Source organism: Mycolicibacterium nivoides (genome assembly GCF_003855255.1).
Lineage (GTDB): Bacteria > Actinomycetota > Actinomycetes > Mycobacteriales > Mycobacteriaceae > Mycobacterium > Mycobacterium nivoides.
In genome coordinates this window covers 125,154-147,858 of sequence record NZ_CP034072.1, presented here as the reverse complement: position 1 = coordinate 147,858, position 22,705 = coordinate 125,154, and the positions used below count along the sequence as shown (strand labels likewise).

The 22,705-nt window shown below is 66.7% G+C and carries 21 protein-coding genes; 12 read left to right on the top strand and 9 right to left on the bottom strand.

Annotated elements, in window-relative coordinates; translation table 11 throughout:
* Positions 1 to 58 precede the first annotated feature (58 nt).
* Positions 59 to 511 (bottom strand): MaoC family dehydratase, encoded by a 453-nt coding sequence (locus EH231_RS00765; protein WP_044519355.1) that lies wholly within the window; start codon positions 509 to 511, stop codon positions 59 to 61.
* Positions 512 to 533: 22 nt separating this feature from the next.
* Positions 534 to 1,424 (bottom strand): formyltetrahydrofolate deformylase, encoded by an 891-nt coding sequence (gene purU / locus EH231_RS00760; RefSeq protein WP_164480716.1) that lies wholly within the window; start codon positions 1,422 to 1,424, stop codon positions 534 to 536.
* A gap of 460 nt (positions 1,425 to 1,884) precedes the next feature.
* On the opposite strand from purU, the gene EH231_RS00755 reads away from it, so the two are divergent.
* From EH231_RS00755 to EH231_RS00745, 3 genes are all read left to right on the top strand, one after another.
* Positions 1,885 to 2,640 (top strand): hypothetical protein, encoded by a 756-nt coding sequence (locus EH231_RS00755; RefSeq protein WP_090434115.1) that lies wholly within the window; start codon positions 1,885 to 1,887, stop codon positions 2,638 to 2,640.
* A gap of 11 nt (positions 2,641 to 2,651) precedes the next feature.
* Complete coding sequence (locus EH231_RS00750; protein ID WP_241178068.1) at positions 2,652 to 4,847, top strand: Rv1355c family protein; 2,196 nt, start codon at positions 2,652 to 2,654, stop codon at positions 4,845 to 4,847.
* Between the two features lie 80 nt (positions 4,848 to 4,927).
* Positions 4,928 to 6,727 carry a putative bifunctional diguanylate cyclase/phosphodiesterase gene (locus tag EH231_RS00745; RefSeq protein WP_234940122.1) on the top strand — a complete coding sequence of 600 codons (1,800 nt, stop codon included), beginning with the start codon at positions 4,928 to 4,930 and terminating at the stop codon, positions 6,725 to 6,727.
* On the opposite strand, the gene EH231_RS00740 is transcribed toward EH231_RS00745, so the two are convergent.
* Complete coding sequence (locus EH231_RS00740) at positions 6,707 to 7,579, bottom strand: FAD-binding protein (protein ID WP_124711683.1); 873 nt, start codon at positions 7,577 to 7,579, stop codon at positions 6,707 to 6,709. The two genes, EH231_RS00745 and EH231_RS00740, sit on opposite strands and share 21 nt — an antisense overlap.
* A 372-nt stretch (positions 7,580 to 7,951) precedes the next feature.
* On the opposite strand from EH231_RS00740, the gene EH231_RS00735 reads away from it, so the two are divergent.
* Complete coding sequence (locus EH231_RS00735; protein ID WP_090434111.1) at positions 7,952 to 8,662, top strand: TetR family transcriptional regulator; 711 nt, start codon at positions 7,952 to 7,954, stop codon at positions 8,660 to 8,662.
* Between the two features lies 1 nt (position 8,663).
* Positions 8,664 to 9,317 carry a ScbR family autoregulator-binding transcription factor gene (locus EH231_RS00730; RefSeq protein WP_124711682.1) on the top strand — a complete coding sequence of 218 codons (654 nt, stop codon included), beginning with the start codon at positions 8,664 to 8,666 and terminating at the stop codon, positions 9,315 to 9,317.
* Between the two features lie 3 nt (positions 9,318 to 9,320).
* Here the strand turns inward: EH231_RS00730 and EH231_RS00725 are convergent, their stop codons facing one another.
* A complete protein-coding gene (locus EH231_RS00725; protein ID WP_170856501.1) occupies positions 9,321 to 9,683 on the bottom strand; it encodes a PAS domain S-box protein in 363 nt (120 codons plus the stop codon).
* A gap of 202 nt (positions 9,684 to 9,885) precedes the next feature.
* Here EH231_RS00725 and EH231_RS00720 point away from each other — a divergent pair, with 202 nt between their 5' ends.
* Positions 9,886 to 11,118, top strand: coding sequence for an acyl-CoA dehydrogenase family protein (locus EH231_RS00720; RefSeq protein WP_090434106.1), 1,233 nt, complete (start codon positions 9,886 to 9,888; stop codon positions 11,116 to 11,118).
* Entirely contained in the window at positions 11,119 to 12,261 is a 1,143-nt protein-coding gene (locus EH231_RS00715) for an acyl-CoA dehydrogenase family protein (protein ID WP_090434104.1), read from the top strand.
* Positions 12,262 to 12,272: 11 nt separating this feature from the next.
* On the opposite strand, the gene EH231_RS00710 is transcribed toward EH231_RS00715, so the two are convergent.
* From EH231_RS00710 to EH231_RS00695, 4 genes are read right to left on the bottom strand one after another with little or no spacing between them, the layout of a single operon-like run.
* A complete protein-coding gene (locus tag EH231_RS00710; RefSeq protein WP_124711681.1) occupies positions 12,273 to 13,304 on the bottom strand; it encodes an amidohydrolase family protein in 1,032 nt (343 codons plus the stop codon).
* Positions 13,301 to 14,317, bottom strand: a complete 1,017-nt coding sequence (locus EH231_RS00705) for a VOC family protein (protein ID WP_124711680.1) — start codon at positions 14,315 to 14,317, stop codon at positions 13,301 to 13,303. Before EH231_RS00705 ends, EH231_RS00710 begins: the two co-directional genes overlap by 4 nt.
* Positions 14,310 to 15,185 (bottom strand): alpha/beta fold hydrolase, encoded by an 876-nt coding sequence (locus tag EH231_RS00700; RefSeq protein WP_124711679.1) that lies wholly within the window; start codon positions 15,183 to 15,185, stop codon positions 14,310 to 14,312. Before EH231_RS00700 ends, EH231_RS00705 begins: the two co-directional genes overlap by 8 nt.
* Complete coding sequence (locus EH231_RS00695; RefSeq protein WP_206429626.1) at positions 15,182 to 16,774, bottom strand: bifunctional 3-(3-hydroxy-phenyl)propionate/3-hydroxycinnamic acid hydroxylase; 1,593 nt, start codon at positions 16,772 to 16,774, stop codon at positions 15,182 to 15,184. The genes EH231_RS00700 and EH231_RS00695 overlap by 4 nt, the downstream gene beginning before the upstream one ends.
* 79 nt (positions 16,775 to 16,853) lie before the next feature.
* Between EH231_RS00695 and EH231_RS00690 the strand changes: the two genes are divergently transcribed.
* Genes EH231_RS00690 through EH231_RS00675 form a run of 4 tightly spaced genes read left to right on the top strand, consistent with a single transcriptional unit; the run spans position 16,854 to position 20,376 of the window.
* On the top strand, positions 16,854 to 17,489 hold the full coding sequence (locus tag EH231_RS00690) for a TetR/AcrR family transcriptional regulator (protein WP_124711677.1): 636 nt from the start codon (positions 16,854 to 16,856) through the stop codon (positions 17,487 to 17,489).
* A complete protein-coding gene (locus tag EH231_RS00685) occupies positions 17,486 to 18,427 on the top strand; it encodes an acetaldehyde dehydrogenase (acetylating) (protein WP_124711676.1) in 942 nt (313 codons plus the stop codon). The genes EH231_RS00690 and EH231_RS00685 overlap by 4 nt, the downstream gene beginning before the upstream one ends.
* Positions 18,424 to 19,431: a 4-hydroxy-2-oxovalerate aldolase gene (gene dmpG, locus EH231_RS00680; RefSeq protein WP_124711675.1), complete on the top strand. Its 1,008-nt coding sequence runs from the start codon at positions 18,424 to 18,426 to the stop codon at positions 19,429 to 19,431. Before EH231_RS00685 ends, dmpG begins: the two co-directional genes overlap by 4 nt.
* Positions 19,432 to 19,476: 45 nt before the next feature.
* Positions 19,477 to 20,376, top strand: coding sequence for a DMT family transporter (locus tag EH231_RS00675; RefSeq protein WP_124711674.1), 900 nt, complete (start codon positions 19,477 to 19,479; stop codon positions 20,374 to 20,376).
* Here the strand turns inward: EH231_RS00675 and EH231_RS00670 are convergent.
* A complete protein-coding gene (locus tag EH231_RS00670; protein ID WP_124711673.1) occupies positions 20,354 to 21,940 on the bottom strand; it encodes an FAD-dependent oxidoreductase in 1,587 nt (528 codons plus the stop codon). The genes EH231_RS00675 and EH231_RS00670 overlap by 23 nt on opposite strands.
* Before the next feature lie 183 nt (positions 21,941 to 22,123).
* On the opposite strand from EH231_RS00670, the gene EH231_RS00665 reads away from it, so the two are divergent.
* The gene (locus EH231_RS00665) at positions 22,124 to 22,702 is read left to right on the top strand and encodes a TetR family transcriptional regulator (protein ID WP_234927086.1); all 579 of its coding nucleotides are present in this window, start codon (positions 22,124 to 22,126) and stop codon (positions 22,700 to 22,702) included.
* Positions 22,703 to 22,705: the final 3 nt, after the last annotated feature.

Below are 22,705 nucleotides of genomic sequence, written 5' to 3'. Positions count from 1 at the left end.
AGCAGTCCCCCGGACGGGAGACTGCTCGTCGGAAAATGCGCCGGAAACCGGCCTGAGATCAGCCGATGAAGCGGACGATCGACTCGGCGACCGCGGCGGGCTTGTCCGAGCCCTCGATCTCGACGGTGACGGTCATGGTCGCCTGCACCGCTCCGTCGAGCTGGGCGACATCGGCGATCGCCGCGCTTGCCCGCACCTTGGAACCGACCCGCACCGGCGTGATGAACCGAACCTTGTTGTAGCCGTAGTTGATCGCCATCGCGATGTTGTCGACTCGGTACAGCTGATGGGTGAAATGCGGCAACAGTGACAGCGTCAGCAGACCGTGCGCGATGGTCCCGCCGAAGGGGCCACCGGCCGCCTTCTCGGGGTCAACGTGGATCCACTGATGGTCGTCGGTGGCGTCGGCGAACAGATTCACCCGTTCCTGGGTGATCTCCAGCCACTCGGTGGGGCCCAGCTCGCTGCCCTTCGCGGCCACGAACTCGTCAAGACCATTGAAGATTTTCACGCTCACTCCTCTCGAACCGTGGTCAGAAGACTACGGTCTGATTCCCGAACCGGATCACGCGGTCCTCACAGTGCCACAGCACTGCACGCGACAGCACCAGCCGTTCGACATCCGCACCCAGGCGCACCAGGTCACCGACCGAGTGGCGGTGGTCCACGCGGACCACGTCCTGCTCGATGATCGGGCCTTCGTCGAGGTCGCCGGTCACGTAATGCGCTGTCGCGCCGACCAACTTGACCCCGCGTTCCTTGGCCCTGCGGTACGGCGCCGCGCCGATGAACGCCGGCAGGAACGAATGATGGATGTTGATCAACGGGCAGCCCACGGCGTCGAGGAATTCAGGAGTCAGGATCTGCATGTACCGGGCCAGCACCACCAGATCGACGTTGCCCCGCAACAACTCCAGGAGCCGTTGCTCAGCCTCGGCCCGGTTCTCCCGGGTCGCGGGAACGTAGAGGAACGGAACACCGAACGCGCGCACCTGCTCGGCAAGGTCGGGATGGTTCGAGATGACCATGACCACGGACATGTCGAGTTCGCCGCGCCGGTTGCGCCACAACAGATCCAGCAGGCAATGGTCTTCACGGGATGCCATCAGCGCCACCCGCTTGGGTTTGGAGGCCTCCGTCAGGCGGAAGTCCATCTCGAACGGTTCGGCCACCTGCCGCCGGAAATCGCGCTCGAGTTCGTCGCGCACCGCGGCCAGCCCCGGTAGGTGGAAGATCGTGCGCTGGATGAAGGTGCCGCCGGACTGCTCGGTGGAGTGCTGATCCAGCGACACGATGTTCGCGCCGGCGCCGGTGAGAAAGCCGCTGATCGCAGCAACCAGGCCGGGCCGGTCCGCGCAACGCAGCAGCAGCCTGCCGACATCCTGAGCCGGCAGGGCGGTTGCTTTCGGGTACTCCTCTGTCATCACCGAACAGAATCTCATCCGGTCCGCCCGGCCGACACACAACCCTCCGACGCATCACCGATCCGAAAGCGCCGGGCCGACGCGAAGCCGGGCGCCATTCACCGTCGCGTGCTATCGGCGATGGGCTGGCTGAGCACCGCCACAGCAAAAGGTTTCCCACACCCCCGGCCACCGCCCATTCGACATCGACGTCAATTCATGATTTTTGCCATATCCGTGTTCAACCCACTTATACGGCATGAATAGCGATTGCATAATTTGCCAAAATTGCATGTACCCGTGAGTAAATCGGGGACGTCGGCACGGAATTCACCACCCGCCTGGACAAGATTTCTCCGCTCGCTGGAATTCCCATACGGAGCGGCGCGATACTCATGACACGTATTCGCACAACCGCGTTACACGCCAAAATCAGCCGTCCCAATCGGAGGGCACGGCTGACCGACGAAATGGATTCCAGATGACCGCTCCCCAACTCGATCCCGCCGGCAACCGCTCCGTGACATTGGACGAAAGCCCAAGCTGGTGGGACCCCGACAGCGAGTGCACGATCGTGGTGGCTCGACCGGACGCAGAGCGTGAACTGTGGACCGAGTACGTCCGTGGGGCACAGTCCAACTACCGCAAACACGGGGTGGAGCGAGCGTTGGATCCGAAAACCCTACGGACCGGCGAGGATACGGCGCTGTTCTGCGTCGGCATCAACAGCGCCGGCGACGTCGTCGGCGGTCTGCGGGCCAAGGGCCCGCACCAGAGCGTCGAGGACAGCCACGCAATCGTGGAATGGGGCGGACAGCCCGCGCTCGACTCGGTACGCAAGATGATCGCCGACCGTCTGCCGTTCGGAGTGGTCGAAATGAAGACCGCATGGGTGTGCGACGACCCAGAGCAGAGCCGCGCACTCACCGATACGCTGGCACGTATGCCGCTGCACGCCATGACACTGTTGGACATTCAGTTTGCCATGGCCACCGCGGCAGCCTATGTACTCAAACGCTGGCTGTCGTCGGGTGGGGTGCTGGCGTCGAAAATCCCGGCGACGCCCTATCCGGACGAGCGATACCAGACGAAGATGATGTGGTGGGATAGCAGAACATTCGCCAACCACGCTGACGCGGGACAGCTCTCGCGATACTTCGCAGAGGCCCAGCGAATCGGCCCTCACCCCCGCGCCGACGGCTTCGACACCCATACCCGGACCGCGGCGGGAGGATGATCCCCGAGATGATGTCCGAAAACGCCCAGGAACCCCCCTACACAAGCATTGAGAATTCCGAATTGAACGAACTCAACGAGCCCGACCAATATCGAGTCATCTTCATCGAAGACGGCGGATATTCAGTGAACACCGTCGACCAGATGCGCCGCGACCCGCGCATCACCGTCATCGATGAATGTCGCGAACAGCAGGCCGCACTACGCACGCTTGTCCCTGCGGTCGACCGGGAAATGCTCGACGAACCGACGCGGTGGGCGTACTACCCGTGGCGTCGGTGCCTGGTCCACATCCTGGGCCCAGCCGCGTTCAATCGGCTGCGCCTGGATCGCAACCGCAACCTCATCACCGCCGATGAACAGCGACGACTGTCCAGCCTGAGGATCGGTGTCATCGGCCTCAGCGTCGGACACGCCATCGCCTACAACCTGGCCACCGAGGGACTGTGCGGCGAGATCCGCCTCACCGATTTCGACGAACTCGAGTTGGCGAACCTCAACCGGGTCCCCGGCACCGTATTCGACCTGGGCTTGAACAAGGCCGTGGTGGCCGCACGCCGGATCGCCGAGATCGATCCGTACATCAAGGTGCGGATCGACCGCGACGGTGCGGTGCCCGAGTCCATCGACCAGTTCCTGAACGGGCTCGACGTCGTCGTCGAGGAATGCGATTCACTGGACGCGAAAGTGCTTGTCCGCGAGGCTGCCCGGGCCCGACGGCTGCCGGTGCTGATGACCACGGGCGACCGCGGGCTGCTCGATGTCGAGCGGTTCGACCTGGAACCCGCGCGGCCGATCCTGCACGGTCTGCTCGGCGACATCGCCGCGCGGGATCTGGCCGGGCTCAGCAGCAAGGACAAGGTGCCCCACGTGCTGCGCATTCTCGACGCGCCCCAGCTTTCGCCCCGGATGGCGGCCTCGCTGGTCGAGGTCGGCAAGACGCTGAGCACCTGGCCCCAACTCGCCGCCGAGGTCGTACTCGGGGCCACCGTCGTCGCCAATGCCGTGCGGCGCATCGGTCTGGGTGAGCCGATGCCGTCGGGCCGGGTTCGCGTCGACATCGCCGACGCGCTCGACCGCATCGGCGACCCGCTGGTCATCGGGTCTGCACCCCGACCCACACCCGCGCCCGTACCGGCGGACGCCCGGGCCGAAGCGGGCGGCTTGGCAGACATCCTCACCGACGCGGCGACGCGCGCACCCTCGGGCGGCAATGTCCAACCGTGGCACATCGAGGCGAGCGACGACCGGATCAACCTCCGGTTGGCCACGAAGTACACCTCGGCGATGGATGTCGGGTACCGGGGCAGCGCGGTGGCGCTGGGGGCTGCCGCGTTCAACGCTCGGGTGGCCGCGGCCGCACACGGCCTGACCGGGCACGTGCAGTGGTCCCGTGGTGACGAGGGCACACCCTTGTACGGGATCGCGGAGTTCTCCCCCGGCAACGCACCTGAGTTGGCTGAGCTCTATGAACCGATGCTGGCCCGGGAGACCAACCGGCTCCGGGGCACGTCGGCGCCGATCGCCACCGACGTGCTCGACGGCCTGCGGGCCGCCGCTCGCAACGAGGGTGCCGAACTGACGGTCCTCGACGACCCGGCCGAGATCGAGACCGCCGCACGCCTGCTCGCCGAGGCGGACCGGATCCGCTATCTCACCCCGACTCTGCACCGGGAGATGATGTCGGAGCTCCGCTGGCCCGGCGATCCAGATCCCGATACCGGCATCGACGTGACGACGCTCGGGTTGGACCCGGGCGACATGGTGGTACTCGACATCCTGCGCCGGCCGGAGGTGATGGCGAAGTTGTCGGACTGGGACGCCGGCTCGGCGCTCGGCGACGACACCTACGAACGGGTCACCTCGAGCTCCGCTCTGGCAGTCGTCTCGGTTCGGGGCCGCCGGCTGACCGACTACGCCCTGGCGGGATCGGCGGTCGAGGCCGTCTGGGTCGGTGCACAGCGCCGCGGGCTGGCTGTTCAGCCCGTGTCACCGGCGTTTCTCTATGCCCACGATGACCAGGACCGCAGTGCACTCTCGCCTGGTCACGCCGAGGCGCTGCACGACCTGCAGTACGCTTTTCGCAGGTTGACCAGGACCGAGCGCGACGAATCACAGGCGTTGGTGCTCAGGTTGTCCTACGCGCCGCGTCCGACCGTACGCAGCCGGCGCAGAGCCCACACGGGCTCGACGCCGCAGTACGGCTGAGTCACGTGCCGAGCTACACGCGGAGGTATCTGGTGCCAGGCAGCCTCGAACTGCTCGTCACATCGGTTGCCACGCAACTGATGGCGGTCGACGCCGCGACGTCGGTCACGGTGAGTCAGCAGGTGCTGGCCGAGCTGGTCTCGTTCTTCGACGTCGACGTGAGCTTCCTGCGTCACAACGATCACGAGACGCACGCGACCCGGCTGGTGGCCGAGTGGCCGCCGCGCCCATCGGACACCCTGACCGACCCGATCGCGGTCATCCACTTCGCCGATGCCGACCCGGTGTTCGCGATGGCCGAGCACCTCAAGGAACCGGCGGTGTTCCGCCCGGAGCCGGCCACCGACGACTACCAGCGCACGATCGAGGCGGGACGCCACATCGCCAGCACCTCGATGGCATGTGTGCCGTTGTTGTCCGGGGACGTCACCACCGGCGTCCTGGGGTTCGTCAAGTTCGGCGATCGTGAGTGGCTACCCGCCGAACTCAACGCACTCAAGGCGATCGCCTCGCTGTTCGCCCAGGTGCAGGCCCGCATCGAGGCCGAGGACCGGTTGCGATACCTCGCCGATCACGACCACCTCACCGGGCTGCACAACCGCAGGGCGCTCATGGCCCACCTGGAGGCCCGGCTGGCTCCGGGCCAGCCCGGCCCGGTCGTGGTGATGTTCTTCGACCTGGACCGGTTGAAGGCGATCAACGACTATCTGGGGCATACCGCCGGTGATGCCTTCATCAGCATCCTGGCCGAACGGTTGCAACGGGGCGACGACTCACCCAAACTCATCGCGCGACTCGGCGGCGACGAATTCGTCGTGGTCCCCGCGGCCTCGATGACGGCCGAGGCGGCCACGGCATTGGCCTACCGACTCCAGTCGGTTCTGCGGGAACGGGTGACCATCGAAGGCGAGATGCTCACCCGTACCGTCAGCATCGGCCTGGCCCAAGGCATTCCGGGCCGCGACTCCACCTCCGACCTGCTCAACCGGGCCGACCACGCGGTACTGACCGCGAAGAACTCCGGGGGCAACCGGGTCGCGGTGTTCTCCGATGAGATGGCGATGGAGATCGACTTCCGCAACGACATCGAGCTACACCTGCAGAGCGTGATCGAGAGCGGCGCACTGGTGCTGCACTATCTACCCGAGATCGACATGCGGACCGGCGAGGTGCTGGCCGCCGAGGCCCTGGTCCGCTGGCAGCACCCGACCCGCGGCCTGCTGTCCCCCGACTCCTTCATCGGCGTGGCCGAATCCATAAACCTGGCAGGAGAACTGGGCCGCTGGGTGCTGCGCAACGCATGTGCCGAGTTCGCCCGCTGGCGGGCCAACGGCGTCGGCCGCAACATCGTGCTGCGGATCAACGTGTCCCCGGTGCAGTTGGTGACCGACGGATTCGTCGCGTCGGTGGCTGGGGTCATGAAGGAGTTCCGCCTCCCACGCGGGTCGGTGTGCCTGGAGATCACCGAGAGCATCGTGGTGCAGGACATCGAAACCACTCGCTCGACGTTGACGGGATTGCACAAGGTGGGCGTGCAGGTGGCCATCGACGACTTCGGTACCGGCTACAGCGCGCTGTCACTGTTGAAATCGCTCCCGGTGGACACCCTCAAGATCGACCGCAGCTTTGTCGCGGGACTCGGATCGGACCCGGGCGACCTGCCGATCGTGCGCGCGGTGATCGCCCTGGCCGGCGCCTTCGGCCTACAGCTGGTGGCCGAAGGGGTGGAGACCGAACGGGCAGCGCTGACGCTGCTGCGACACGGCTGCTACCGCGCCCAGGGCTTCTTGCTGTCCAAGCCGATCCTCGGCCACGAGATGGCCGCGTTGCTGGCCAAAGGGCGGGTACCGGTGCACTTCTCAGCCGCGCCGCGCACGTGATCGGTACGACTCACGCGGTGAGTCGTGCACACCTCCCGATCGGCAGTAGTCCGATCGTCCGGTGTCGGGCTCGTGGGCCAGCAGTTCCACGCGACCGAATCTGCTGGCGCTGTAACCGACCAGGCCCACCTGCAAGGTTTTACCGGGCTCGATGAGCTGACCGGTCACCGAGCCGGCACCGCGGGGTTCGGTCGACAGGGCCACGCCGTGGCGGGCCCGCAGTGCCAGCGGACCGTCGGCGGTGTCGAACACCGCCCCGAGGACCTCGCCCTCCTCGAACACGATCCGTCGCAACGTGCTGTTGTCCAGGGTGTGGATCTGGCGGTCGAGTGCCTGCGCCGACAGCCAGTCACCGACCACCGATGCGGCGCCGGACTCACTCTCAGCTTCCAGCGTCCCGAGCACCTTGACCTGGATCTCCTCGCCGGTGCGGGTCTTCATCGAGGTCGTGCCTCGATCCGTCAACCGGGTGTAGAGCACGCCGTACGGAGACGTCAGGCAGCATCGCGCCCAGTCCTGCAGCCGGGCGCCGTAGAACGGAGCGATCCGGCCGCGTCCGGTGACCGGGGTCCAGTCGGTGACCGCCCGAACCGTCAGAGCGGTGTCGTATTCGGCGTCGTCGACCGGCTTCAAGTCCGCCGACAGCTCGTCGAGGTAGTCGCGGGTCTCGGGATCCTGGATGCCCGCACCCAGCCACGGTGTCTCCACACCCGGCGTCACCGATTGAAGGTTGCCCGCAGCCGCTGGGCGGACGATATGCACATCGAGCCCGGCATCCGCTGCCGCGACAGCCGCGGCCAACGCCCCGAAGCCCGAGCCACAGCAAACGACGTCGACTTCGTCATCCCACATCGGCTAGCGACACTCCGACTGAACCACAGGGCGCATCATCAAGATCGAATCACTTTGGTAGGCACCAGGAATTGAGGTCGCCATGGCCCGCACCGGGATTCGAGGGGGATTGCCGGTGCAGGCCATGACAACGCTTCCAGGATAGCCCTTGGCTACTGCCGACCGCCAAATGGTGGCGTTCGCCACTGCGCCCGCGGCCGTGGCGTGCACCACCGCCGGGCGGGCAACCCGCGACGAACCAAGAGTTATCACGCTAAGCACGATACATACCTTTAGAATGTTATGCACGTACGGTGAAGACTTTGAGTCTGCTGGTGGCGACGGCGAGATCAGACAAGACCGCCGGCCGATCAGAGTCAGGAAGGCCCCGAGGTGACTGAGCAGCTCGACCGGCGAGCGGAGCTGACCCGCCTCCAGATCTTGCAGGCGGCCGCGCGGCAGTTCGCCCACACGCCGTACAGCCTGGTCAGCCTCGACGACATCCTGGCCGACGCCACCGTCACGAAGGGTGCGCTGTACTTCCACTTCCGGTCCAAGCACGCACTGGCGGTCTCGATCGTCGAGCACCGCACCACGCGGGCCAACAAGGCCGTCGAGGACGTCCTGGCCCGCAACCTGTCGGGAGCGGAGACGTTGATCGACCTCTCCTGCCTGGTGGCAGCCGAAGACATCGGCGACCCGATGGCCCGGGCAGCCCTGAACCTGGTCGAATCCATCGGCCGGACCGACGGCCTGGGGCCGCGGGTGCTCGAAGAATGGGTGCAGGGTTTCGCCGGAATCGCCAAACGTGCCATCGGTGAAGGTGACTTCACCGCCGACAGCGACCCGGAAGCGATCGCCCGGTTGTTGGTGTCCATCTACCTGGGCGTGCGCCAGACGAGTGACCTCGACGATCCACCGCGGTTCCTCACCGAGCTCGAGCACAGCTGGCGGCTGGCGCTCCCCGGGTTCGTCGAACCGGAGCGGCTCGCCTACCTCAAGCAGTTCATCCGGCGCCGCACCGCGGTTGGCGTCAGGAAGGTAATCCCCCTGCGCCCCCACTCACCGGACAGCGCACCCAACGCAGCTGTCAGGCGAGCCTGACATGGCACGCCAGGCTCGATCCGAGCTGACCCGGCAGAAGATCATCACCGCGGCCGTCGACCTGTTCAGCGAGCGCGGCTATCCGGCGACCGGGCTCGGCGACATCATCGCACGGGCCGAGATGACCAAGGGCGCGCTCTACTACCACTTCGACTCGAAGGAATCACTGGCCGAGGCGATCATCAGCGACGGTGGCACGGCGATGCTGACCACGTTCCGCGCCATCGCCGAATCCTCATCGCCGGCTTTGGAAAACACCATCCACGGACTGTTCGTGGTGGCCGATTTCGCCCGTTCGGACAAGGTCGCGCAGATCGGTATGCAACTACTGCGGACGTTCAGCGGCATCAACGCCGCCGCCACCCAGGTGTACACGAGCTGGCTCGATGAGCTCAGAACGCAGTTGATCCAGGCGGCCGAGGAGGGCGACCTACGGGACAGCCTCGACATCGCCGGTGCCGCCGAGGTGATCCTCGGATCCATGCTGGGCGCCGAGGCCCTCTCGCGCGCCAACGCCACGGGCACCGACTTACGCGAACGGGTCGCCCACACGTGGGATCTGCTGCTCCCCGCGATCGTCAGCAGGGAGTCGCTGGATTACTTCCGTGAATTCCTGGCCCGCGAATCGCTGCGCCGAACGCAGGCCGCGGGCTAGCCCCTACAACTCTTCGGACCACAACCGCTCGGTGAGGTCCTGGAACGTCGCCAGCGCCACCGGGTCGTCGCCGCGCAGCAGCGCCGATTTGCTCATCCGCGCCCGCACGATGGAACCGTCGCGGTGGACGAGGTCGACCAGCAGACCGGCATGGGCTCGCATCACCGAGACCGCCGACTCGTCGGCCGGCAGCGAATGGAACATCTCAGCAAACTGCATGCTTTTGACCGCATCGGTGTCGCGGCCGACCATCTCACCGAACGCACTGTTGGCGAAGAGGATCGTTCCGTCCTCGGCGATTGCCAACACCGGCACCGGGAACCGCTCCAGCACCACCAGCGCAGGAATGTTCTGCAGCAGTGTCATCGGCGATTGCGGCTCCTGACCGCTCTGGCGACGCTCCACGAGTCGATTATCGCGCGCGGCCCCGGTCAGGTGCCACCACCGCACAGCAACGTGCGGTGAGGACTCGCCCCGGTGGAGCCGACGCACACACGGCCGGGGTGGCCTGCGCCACTTGACTAACTAGGTTTACTCTGTGGAGCGACACCAGTAGACAGGGGCAGGCATGGACCTGAAGTGGTCGACGAGCGACCAGGAATTCCGCGACGAGGTTCGCGACTTTCTCGCCAAGAATCTGACTCCCGAGATCCGGCGTGCGGGCCAGCTGATGACCAGCGTGTATGCCGATCACGACGCCAGCATGGCCTGGCAGAAGATCCTCCACGAGCGCGGCTGGGCGGCCCCGGCCTGGCCGGTGGAACACGGCGGCTGCGACTGGAGCCTCACGCAGCACTACATCTTCAGTCGCGAGTCGACCCTGGCCGGCGCCCCGTCACTGTCGCCCATGGGCATCCGCATGGTGGCCCACGCGATCATCAAGTTCGGTACGCAGGCACAGAAGGACTACTTCCTTCCCGGCATCCTGACCGGCGAGGTGTTCTTCTGCCAGGGCTACTCCGAGCCTGAGGCCGGGTCGGACCTGGCCGCGCTGTCGATGGCAGCGGTGTCCGACGGGGACGACCTGGTGTGCACCGGCAGCAAGATCTGGACCACCCACGCCCAGGAAGCCAACTGGATGTTCGCGCTGGTGCGCACCACCCGTGGCGCCAAGAAGCAGCAGGGCATCACCTTCGTGCTGATCGACATGACCTCCCCCGGCATCGAAATCCGCCCGCTGGTAATGACGTCCGGCGAAGAGGTCCAGAATCAGGTCTTCTTCGACGAGGTCCGGGTACCGAAGTCAAACGTGATCGGCACGATCGACGACGGCTGGACCGTGGCCAAATATCTGCTGGAATTCGAGCGTGGTGGCGGCGCCAACGCACCGGCCCTGCAGGTACTCGGCGAAGAGATTGCCACGGCGGCAACAGAACAGCCCGGACCGGCCGGTGGCCGGCTGATCGACGACCCGGCCTTCAGCCGCAGGCTCGCCGATGCCCGAATCCGCACCGATGTGCTGGAAATCCTGGAGTACCAGGTGCTGGCCGCGGTGGCCGAGGGCGGCCATCCGGGCACGGCGTCGTCGATGCTCAAGATCCTGAGCACCGAACTGAGCCAGACCCTGACCGAACTGTCCATGGAGGCCGCGGGCCCGCTCGCCCGCGCCTACCAGCCGCACGCCACCTTCCCGGGCGGCCCGGTGGCCGAATACGAACCGCCCGCCGACGGCTATCACAGCGGAGCGCCGTGGCAGGCGGTCGCCCCACTGCGCTATTTCAACGACCGGGCCGGCTCGATCTACGCCGGTAGCAACGAAATTCAGCGAAACATCCTCGCCAAGGCAGAACTGGGGCTCTAGATGGACTTCAACCTGACCACCGAACAGGAACTGCTGCGCGACGGGCTGACCAAGTTCCTGGCCAGCCGCTACGACCTGGCATCGAGCCGCGCCGCGGCCAAGACCGGCCCCGGCTGGCAGCCCGAGATCTGGCGCGGCTTCGCCGACGAACTGGGAATCCTTGGCGCCACCCTGCCCGAGGAGGCCGGTGGCATCGGTGGCGGGCCGGTCGAAACCATGGTCATCGCCGAGGCTTTGGGCCACGCCCTGGTGATCGAGCCGTTCGTGGACACCGTGGTGGTTGCCGGCGGCCTGCTGCACCGGTCCGGCGACGCGGCCGCCGCTGCCCTGCTGGAGGACATCGTGGCGGGTTCGGCGATCGTCGCCTTGGCGGCCACCGAGCCGACCTCCGGGGACAACTGGCGCGACGTATCCACCTCCGCGCGCCGAGACGGCGACGAGTGGGTACTCAACGGCTCCAAGGTGTTGGCCGTCGACGCACCGCTGGCCACCCACCTGCTGGTGACCGCACGTACCTCGGGGGAACGCGCCGGCACCGACGGGATATCCCTGTTCCTGGTCGACATCGCCTCGCTGACAACGGGATTCACCGCGCACCCGTACCGCACAGTGGACGACCGCAGGGCGTCGGACCTGACGTTCTCCGACGTCCGGTTGCCGGCCGGGGCGTTGTTGGGGACCGAGGGTCAGGCCTGGCCGTCGCTGGAGCTGGCCCGTGACGAGGGGGCCGCGGCGGTATGCGCCGAGGCCGTGGGCGGAATGCGCAAGGTGCTGGCCGATACGGTCGAGTACTGCAAACAGCGCCAGCAGTTCGGCCTGCCCATCGGTAGCTTCCAGGCCTTGCAACACCGGATGGTGGATATGCACATGGAGGTCGAACAGGCTTCGGCCGCGGTCTATCTCGCCGTACTGAACCTCGATGCCGAGCCCACGCAACGGGCAAAGGCGGTGTCGGCGGCCAAGGCCACCGTCGGTCGGGCCGCGCGCTTCGTCGGGCAGAACTCCGTGCAGTTGCACGGCGGCATGGGCATGACGGAGGAACTGGCGATCGGTCACTACTTCAAGCGGCTCACCGCGGTGCAGTACGAGTTCGGATCAACCGATTACCACGTCGCCCGCTACGCGGAGCTGACCCGGGTCTGAGGGGCCGCGGCTCATTTGGTGTTGATGAGGCGGGCGACTCCGCGCATCACCGCCCGGGTGGCCTGATGCCGCACCTGATCCAGCGGTGAGGGCGCCGGAGCCGACGGCGCGGTGCCGAGCCGCGGGAACAGCGCCAGCGCGTTGTCGCGGTTGATCGCCTGGCGGGCAGCGGTATCGAGCCCGTCGTACGTGTCCAGGCCCGCGGCGAACAGCTGACTCGCGGGCAGCGGGGCGAACGGCCAATCGGAACCGAACGTGATGTGGCCCGGCTTGGCGAACGCGAGCAGGGTGGGTAGCGCCGCAGCACTCGACGACAACGCGGTGTCGAAGTAGAAACTGGCGAAGTCGTCGAGGGTGTCGGCCGGGCTGCGGCCGGTGTCGCCCATGATGGCGACCGCCATGCGGTGCGAGGCGTACGGAACAAACCCGCCGGCGTGGCTCAGGATGAACTTGATGTTCGGGTACTTGCGCCGTATCCCGTTGCGTACCAGCAGATAGGCCGCCCGAGTGGTGTCGAGCAGGAAGTCGGCGGCGAACGGCACCACGCCGGGCACCGTGGGCCCCGGCAACTCGGCAGGATGGATGAACACCACGGTAGACCGGGCGTCGAGCGCAGCCCACAACTCGTCCTGTCCCCCTTGCCCGAGATATGTCCCGCCGTTGTTGGCCAGCAGTACGACTCCATCGGCACCGAGTGTGTCGAGCGCGCGGATGGCCTCTGTTGTGGCGGCTTCGACGTGCGGCATGGGAAGCGTGGCGAAGAAACCGAACCGATCCGACTGCGAGGCGAACACCTCGGCTGCGTAGTCGTTGAGATCGATGGCCAGCGCCGTAGCGTCGGACGCGTTCGGCAGAAAGGTGCTACCCGGCGTCGACACCGACAGAATCGCGGTGGCAACGTCGAGTTCCGCCATGGTCCGCAACGAGGCCTCCGGGCTCCAGTCAGGCATCGCCCGTCCGCCCGCCTCGTCGATCCCCGCCTTCTGCAACGCCTTTCGGTAGGCGGGCGGAATCATATGGTGATGAGTATCGATTCGGTTCATGAGCTTCCTCCCTGGCTGTCGGCGATACCGGCACCGGCCAGCGCTACGACGCTGTCCTCGCGCCACAGCACGGAGCGGGCGCCGGTCCTGAACTGGGCGAGCTTGTCGATGATCGTCTGTCCTTCCGGGGTGTGGCCCCAGATGCTGATGCCCTGGTGGGTGGTGGGCTCCCAGGTCGTCTCGTCGACGACCAGCGGGTTCCACCCCACCTCCCATTCAAACCCGGATGGGGTCATCGCGTAATAGGACAGTTCCCGGTCGTTGGTGTGCTGCCCGACTCCCAACGCCATCCCGAAACCGAGTTCCTTGATCCGCTGGTAGGACGTGGTCATGTCGTCGAGGTCGGCGACCTGGATGTTGAGGTGCTGGACGCGGGTGCGGATCGGGTTGACGGGCAGGCGGTTCACCGAGGCGATGGCCACCGAGTGGTGGCGCTGATTGACCCGCAGGAACCGGATCTTGATCTTGACGCCGCTGATGGTCTCGTCGATGAAATCGGACAGTCGGGCATCGAACACGGTGTTGTAGTAGCCCCGCATCTGCTGCGGCTTCTTCGTGGTGATCGCGACGTGCCCGATTCCGCAGTCGCCGGTCACGAACCCGCCGCGTGCGGTCATCCGCAGTGGGGTGACGGCGGGACGGGCGCGGGTGAAGATCTCCTGCGTCAGGCCGTTGGGGCCGGGGAACCGTACGAGCCGCTCGACCCCTCGCAGGGCAGCCTCCTCTGCGCTTCCCTCACTGACCGGCACACCGTGCCGCACGACACGTCCGACGATGTCGTCGAACGTGTCGTGATCGTCGAGCTGCCATCCGAGCGCCGTGACGTCCTCGGCCGGTCCGCGCTGCAGCAGGAAGCGACATTGGTGGTCGTCGAGCCGGAACCGAAGGACATCGGGCAATGCGTCGTCAACGTGCAGGCCGACGCCGTCGCGGCCGAAACGCCGCCAATCACCGAACTTCTCGGTTTCGATGACGACGTAGCCGAGACGGACATTGCCGAATACGCTAGGCATGAGCGAGCTTCGAGTTCTGGCCGAGGAACTCGGTGACGAGCCCGTTGAAGAACTCGGAGCGCTCCCACTGCATCCAGTGGCCCGTGTGCGAGGTCATCACCAATTCGGCGTTCGGCATGGCGTTGAGCAGCATCGGGCCGCCGGCCGGCCGGTTCACCTTGTCGTCACGGCCCCACAAGATCAGCGTGGGCGTCCGCAGGTTCTTGAGCCGGCTGTCGCGGGTGAGGTCCATGCGCCACAGCGTGCGCAAGGCCTTCGGTCCCGACGGCCGGGTCAACGGTGGATCGGCGACCACCGCGGGATCGATGGACGCTCGGTACCGCAGGTCGATCAGTTCCTCGGGCACCGAACTGCCGTCGTACACCAGGTAATTGCGGATGAAGGTGGCCAGCTTCTCGCGGCTCGGGCCGTCGCCGGTGTAGTAGGCCAGCAGGCTGCCCAGGCCCGCGGTAGGCAATGCGCGCGTGGTGCCGATGCCGCCGGGGCCCATGAGCACCAGCTTGCCGACGCGGTGCGGGGTGTCCAGCGCCAACCGCAATGCTGCCGCGCCGCCGTATGAGTTGCCGATCAGATGTGCTGTCGCGATGCCCAGTTCGTCGAGCAGACCACGGATCATGTCGGCGAGGAACCCGAACGGATCGGCCTTGTCGATCCCCTTGGCCGAGCGCCCATATCCGGGCATATCCGGCACGATGACCCGGAAATGCGCGGCGAGAGCGTCGATGTTGCGGCCGTAGTTGGACACCCCAGAGGCACCGGGACCGCCCCCGTGCAGCATCACCACCGCTGGTCCGGTGCCGGCTTCGGCGTAGAAGATGGCCCGGCCCGCGACTGTCACGGTGTGTTCGGTAAGTGATGTGGTGGTCATGTGTGAGCTCCAGTTCTGGTCGGCGCCAGCTCGTAGCCGGCCGGCGGTGCGGGTAACCGCTGCCCGGTTTCAGCTGCGGCGTAGATGAATCCGTCAGGGCGCAGCACCACGGCTGCGGCCTTCTTTCCTCGCAGCCAGGCGATGAGCGTGCCGTCGATGTCGCGGATCGCTCCGGTCCCGGACTTGTCTCGAGGGCCACCCAGCGCGATCGCGGGCACGCCCAGGTCAGTCCAGGCCTGCACGCCCGCCGGGGCGACTCCGGTGTGCAGCACCGTCCATCGCCCGGCCACGATGTCGTCCAAGCGGACCGTCGCGCCCGCGTCGTCGATGACCCACGGCTGTGGGATCTGCCAGCCGGCCGCGTCATTTCCGGGACGGGTGAAGAACCCCTCGTCGTAGCGCGCATCCGGGATCCAATAGAGCTTCTGACCGCCACGCAGCACCCCGGGCAGCTTGGTCAGCGCCCGGAGGGTGTGATTGCGGACGGCGGCGATCACCCGGTTTCGCTCGGTGATCACGCGGCCGACGAGACAGGCGCGGCGGGTGACTTCGACGACGTGTGGTTTGCGTTCTGCCTCATAGGAATCCAGGAGGGCATCGGGCGCCCGGCCGGCCAGCACCGCGGCGAGCTTCCAGCACAGGTTGGCCGCATCGCGCACGCCGGCCGACATGCCCTGGCCGATCCACGGCGGCATGGCGTGCGCAGCGTCGCCGGCCAGGAAGATCCGGCCCACCCGCCAGCGGTCGGCAACCCGGACATGGTGGCTGTAGACCACGGCCCGAAGAATCTCGACATTCTCGCGAGTTATGCCCTGATCCTCCAGCACCTTCCAGATCTCGGCCTCGCTGACCAGTTTCTGCTCGTCCTCACCGGCCCGGGCCGGGTACTCCCAGCGGTGGTGCCCCAGCGGTGTCGGGCAGTCGACGGTGGGACGGTCCGGATTGCAGTGGAATCGGAGCCGGTCGTGGGCATCCCACTCGGATAGCACCTTGGTGTCGATGACGACCCATCGTTCGGCGTAGGTGTTGCCCGAGTACCCGATGCCCAATTGCCCACGCGTCGGGGATGATCCGCCGTCGGCGGCGATGACATAGGAAGCCCGCACCCTCTTGAACGTGTCGGTGCGAAGGTCCGCGAGCATCAGTTCGACGTGATCCGATTTGGCCAGCACGCGCAGGCACTCGTGTTCGAGCAGCACCTCGACGGTGTCGAAGCGCTCAACCCCCTCGCGTAGGACATGGTCGACCGCGGGCTGGTAGATGAACTGCTGCGGCGGGTGGCCCGAACCTCGCGCGACGATCGTCGTCTCGATGAAAGGCACGCCATCGGCGTCGACGAACGCCGCGGGCCGGTCGGGCAGCATGTCCTGCTGCAGTCGGTCCGCCAGGCCGACCGACTGCCAGATGCGCAGCACCTCTTCATCGGTACTGATCGCCCGGGCCCTGCCGTACACGTCTGGATCACGCTCGATGACAAGCACTTTCAATCCCTGTCGGCCCAACAGGTTGGCCGCGGTGGCGCCGGTGGGTCCATAGCCGATCACCGCCACGTCGTAGAGGTCTGCAGTCACGGTGGCCTCTCTCGTCATCGAGGGTTGTCCTGTAGTGATCGCTACGGTAATGTAGCGATCACTACAGAGTCAAGAAGGAAGATGACGGGAGTCCCAGATGCCCGCTGATGAGCAGCCCAAGCCGCGCCGTCGCCGCCTCGATGGCGAGCAGTCGCGGGAACGGATCCTCGACGCCGCCACCGAGATCGCCGCCGAGCGTGGGTATGAAGGCACCAGCATCGCGTTGGTCAGCAAGAAGTGCGGGTTACCGGCCAGCTCGATCTACTGGCATTTCAAGGACAAGGACGACCTGATCGCGGCGGTGATCGAGCGCAGCTTCGGGACCTGGCTGGCGGCATGGCAGGTGCCGACCGACGGGACCGCCGAGGAGCGAGCCACCTCATTCGGCGCAAACGTCGCCAAAGCGTTGGTCGAATCCCCCGACTTCATCCGACTCGGGCTCATGCTCGCCCTGGAGCGCCGCCCCGTCGAGCCACGTGCCCGGGCCATGTTCCTGCAAGCGCGCGCCCAGGCGTACGCCCAACTCGTCGACACAATCCTCGACTGGGCGCCGGACCTGAGCGACGCCCAGGTCCACCACCTGGCCACCTACACGATCGCCGGCGCCGACGGTCTGTTCATCGCCAAGGAGATCGGCGGCGATTCGGTGGATCTGATTGCTCTGTTCGAGTTGCACGCACGCAACGTGATCGAGGCGGCCCGTCGGCTGGCCAACGACCGGAGCGACCGATGATCCGCTATCCGGTCGCCATCGTCGGCTCGGGCAACATCGGCACGGACCTGATGATCAAGATCCTGCGCAGCGACGGGCCGCTGGCCCTCGTCGCGATGGCCGGCATCGACCCGCAGTCCGACGGTCTGGCGCGCGCCACCCGCCTCGGGGTGCCCACCACAGCCGACGGCGTCGACGGACTGCTCGCGATGCCCGAATTCGGCGACGTCAAACTGGTTTTCGACGCCACCTCAGCGGGCGCTCATCGCGCCAACTGGGCCCGGCTGGCCGATCACGGAGTCCGGATGATCGATCTCACCCCGGCCGCCATCGGCCCCTACTGCGTGCCGGTGGTGAACATCGAGGAGCATCTCGACGCGCCCAATCTCAACATGGTGACCTGCGGCGGGCAGGCCACGGTGCCGATCGTGGCCGCCGTCGCGCAATCAGGCATCGTGTCCTACGCCGAGATCATCTCGTCCATCTCGTCGCGGTCGGCGGGTCCAGGAACTCGCGCCAACATCGACGAGTTCACCGAAACCACCTCTGCCGCACTGCGCATCGTCGGCGGCGCGCAGCGGAGCAAGGCGGTGATGATTCTCAACCCGGCCGATCCGCCCGTCCTGATGCGCAACACCGTGTACTGCCTCGTCGACGGTGACGCCGATCGGCACACCATCGAGAACGACGTCGCGACCATGGCCGACAGGGTCAGCAGTTACGTGCCCGGATACCGGCTCAAACAGCGGGTCCAGTTCGAGACATTCAGTGCCGCACGGCCTCTGTACATCCCGGAAACCGGAAAGTTCAGCGGGACCCGGGTGACCGTGATGCTCGAAGTCACCGGCGCCGCGCACTACCTGCCCGCCTATGCAGGCAATCTCGACATCATGACCTCGGCCGCCAAAGCCACCGCCGAACGCATCGCCGCCTCCGAAAGTGCCATCACACAATCATGATTCAAGACTTGTACATCAGCGACGTCACGCTGCGTGATGGCATGCACGCAGTGCGCCACCAGTACAACCTCGACCAGGTGACCACCATCGCGGCCGCACTTGACGCCGCCGGAGTGGATTCCATCGAGGTCGCCCACGGCGACGGTCTCGGAGGATCGAGCTGCATCTATGGCTTCGGGGCGCACACCGACCTGGAGTGGATCGAAGCGGTCGCCACGGTCGTACGCAACGCCCGGGTCGCGACGCTGTTGTTGCCCGGGATCGGCAGCGTGCACAACCTCAAGGACGCCCACCGCGCCGGCGCCTCCGTCGTGCGCGTCGCCACCCACTGCACCGAAGCCGACATCTCGGCCCAGCACATCGCTGCCGCACGGGACCTCGGTATGGACACCGTCGGCTTCCTGATGATGAGCCACATGGCCACGCCTGCGAGGCTCGCCGATCAGGCCGTACTCATGGAGAGCTACGGAGCCACATGTGTTTACGTCGTCGACTCCGGTGGCGCCATGACCATGCGCGACGTCGCCGACCGGGTCGATGCGCTCCGCGAAGCCCTGTCCCCCACCACCGAGATCGGCATTCACGCTCATCACAATCTGTCGCTGGGCGTGGCCAATTCGATCGTTGCGGTCGAGCACGGCGCCAACCGGATCGACGCGTCGCTGACCGGCATGGGCGCCGGAGCCGGCAACGCACCGCTTGAGGTGTTCGTCGCGGCCGCCGACAAACTGGGCTGGCGGCACGCCTGCGACCTGCATGCTCTCGAAGACGCTGCCGACGACATCGTGCGCCCCCTACAGGACCGGCCGGTCCGGGTGGACCGCGAAACGCTCACGCTCGGATACGCCGGGGTGTACTCGAGCTTTCTGCGCCACGCCGAGGCCGCTGCCGAGCGCTACGGCGTCGACGCACGCTCGCTGCTCGAAGAGGCCGGTCGCCGCGGCATGGTCGGTGGCCAGGAGGACATGCTCGTCGACATCGCGCTCGATCTGACCGCGTCATAAGGCGGTTCGGGGCACCGGTGTCGCGCGATCCGTAGTCTGGATCGGGTGAGTGTGCGGGGCTGGCTGCTGCTGGGCGCCATGAGCATCATCTGGGGTATCCCGTACCTGCTGATCAAAATCGCAGTCGAGGGCGTCTCGGTACCCGTCCTGGTCCTGGCCCGCACCGCGGTCGGCGCAGCTGTGCTGTTGCCGCTGGTGATGTCGCGCGCCGCATGGGCGCCGGTGCTGCGGCATTGGCGGCCCGTGCTGGCGTTCGCGTTCTTCGAGATCATCGCGGCGTGGTACCTGCTATCGGACGCCGAACGTCACCTGAGCAGCTCGTTGACGGGACTGCTGATCGCCACCGCCCCGATCATCGCCGCGGTTCTCGACCGGCTCACCGGCGGAGAACGGCTGAGCGCCAGGCGAATCACGGGACTTGGGGTCGGTCTGGCCGGTGTGGCGGTGCTCGCCGGTCCCGGACTGGCCGGCGGGCACGGCTGGCCGATCGCCGAAGTGCTGTTGGTGGCAACCTGTTACGCCATCGCTCCGCTGATCGCCGCTCGTTATCTGGGTGACGTCCCCACCCTTCCGCTGACCGCGGCGTGTCTGACGGTCGCGGCACTGATCTACACCACACCGGCACTGCTGACCTGGCCCGATCAGATGCCATCGCGGCGCGTGCTCATCGCGCTGGCCGCGCTCGCCGTGATCTGCACCGCGCTGGCATTCGTGGTGTTCTTCGCGCTGATCCGCGAAGTCGGGGGCGCGCGGGCGCTGGTGTTCACCTACATCAACCCGGCCGTTGCGCTGGCCGCCGGCGTCGTCGTGCTCGGCGAGCCGCTGACCGTGTACAACGTCGCCGGGCTGGCACTGATCCTCGCCGGATCGGTCCTGGCGACCCGCACACCCCGCGACCCCGATCCGCAGGTAGAGGCCGAAGTCAGCCGCGCAGGCCCGCGCTGAGCATTTCCTCGATGGACACGAACTTCACCCTCGGCCGCGCCGCCTGCACGCCGCGGTCACGTTCGGCGGCGTCGATCGCGCGCCACCCCGGCCAGCCGACCGGCTCGGCTCCCCGGGCGGCCAACAGCGCATCGAGCGACTCGACGTCCTTGACGTCACGGGTCAACAGGCCGGCATCGAAATCCGCCCACAACTGGGCCACGGTCTGCTCGGCGCACAGCCGGTTCGTACCGATCACCCCACGCGGTCCGCGCTTGATCCAACCGGTCACGTAGGTGCCGGGCACGACACGGCCCGAGTCGTTGGGCACAGTGCCGGAGACCTCGTCGTAGGGCAGCCCAGAGACGGGCAGGCCGCGATAGCCGATCGACCGCAGGATCAGCGACGTCTCGATCACCTCGGTGCCACCGGCCTCGCTGCTGACCTCCAACCCTGCGGCACGGTCGGTGCCGTGGATGGCGATCGGGGTTGTGCCGAAGCGGAACACCACGCGCTTGTGTCCGGGAGTGGGGCTGCGTTGCGCGTATTCGCGCGCGATGGCGAGCTTGAACGAGGTCTCGACGTCCTCGTGTTCGTCATCGGCAGGTAGGTCCTGCGGATCCACGATGACGTCGACACCGTCGAGATGCCCCAACGCCAGTAACTCCCCCGCCGAGAACGCGGCGTGCCCGATGTCACGACGCGCCAGGATCACCACTTCCCGGATTGCGCTGTCGGCCAACGCATCCAGGGTGTGCTGGGCGATATCGGTGGCCGCCAGCGCGGCCCTGTCCATCAACAGCACCCGGGCGACGTCGAGGGCGACGTTGCCGTTGCCGACGATGACGGCCCGCTCGCCCGACAGGTCGAACTGGTGCGCGGCGTGGTCGGGATGCCCGTTGTACCAACCGACGAACTCGGCCGCCGCATGGTGGCCCAGGAGATCCTCGCCGTCGATTCCCAGTTGCCTGCTGGTGGCCGCGCCCACCGCGTAGATCACCGCGTGGTGATGGGCCAGCAGCTCATCGTGGTTGACGGTGCGACCGACCTCGACGTTGAAATGGCTGGCGAACCGCGGGTTCATGAACGCCCGCTCGAAGATGTCGACCACCGACTTGGTGTGCTGGTGATCAGGGGCCACGCCCGCCCGGATCAGACCGAACGGCGTGGGCAGCCGCTCGAACAGGTTGATCTCCACGCCGTCGACATCGATCAGCTCGGCGGCGGCATAGCAGGCGGCAGGCCCGGATCCGACGATGGCCACCCGTAGTGCACCCGCCTCGACCCGCGCCCGGGACGCCGGCGCAGGTGCGGTCACCGGCTGGAGCGGATGACGCTCGAAATAGGCGGCATTGAGGTCCTTGAACCGCTGCAGTTCGCCGGGCAGGTCCTCTTCGTAGTGGATCGCGCCGACCGGGCACTCCTCGAAGCACGCTCCGCAGTCGATGCACGACTCCGGATCGATGTACAGCATCTCGGCCGACGCGGAATCCAGCCCGCCCTCAGCCGGGCGGATGCAGTCCACCGGGCACACCGGGACACAGCTGGCGTCCTTGCAACAGTTCTGCGTGATCACGTAAGCCATCGGACCTCCCCTTTCGGATCTGGCCAGATCCTACTGGACACCTGTCCGGTTTATCGATTCGAAAGTCTCGTCCACCCGCTTGCCGCCGGTCGAACTGCACGAAGAACAGAACTAAAAATGTGTATATCCAGGCAGTTTCATTGAGCGATTGCCAATCGCGCCGCGGATCTATACCTTGGACACATGTCCAGGCCAGTGGTGGCTACGGTCACTCGCCTACACGACGCACAGTGTCGGCGCATCCGCACGCAGCGTCGTGTGTTCGGTGCGGCGACACAGCTTCTCGATACAGATGACGACGTCTCGGTCCCGGCGCTGGCAGCACGCGCGAAGATGGCACCCGCGGCGCTCTACGCACACTTCCCGTCCATCGAGGTGGTCTTCGCCGAGCTCTACCTGGACCGCGTGGTTCAGCTGCCGCTCGACATCGATCCCGCGGCCAGTGCGACCAGCCGAGTCGTCGAGCAGCTCACGGCACTCACGCTGTTGATGGCCGATGAGCCCCGCTTGGCCCGCGCCTGCACCCAGGCGCTGGTGAGTACCGACGACGACATGGTCGACGACGTCCGCTCACGGATCGCCGCCGAGGTCACCCGCCGGATCTCGACGGCCCTGGGTGCAGGGGCATGGCCGGAGGTGCTCGCCACTTTGGAATCGGTGTTCTGGGGCGCACTGCTGCAGGCCCAAACGGGCGCGATGAGTTACCGGCAGATGGCCCGTCAGCTCGAGACGATGGTCTCGCTGATCGTCCCCGGAGACTGACGG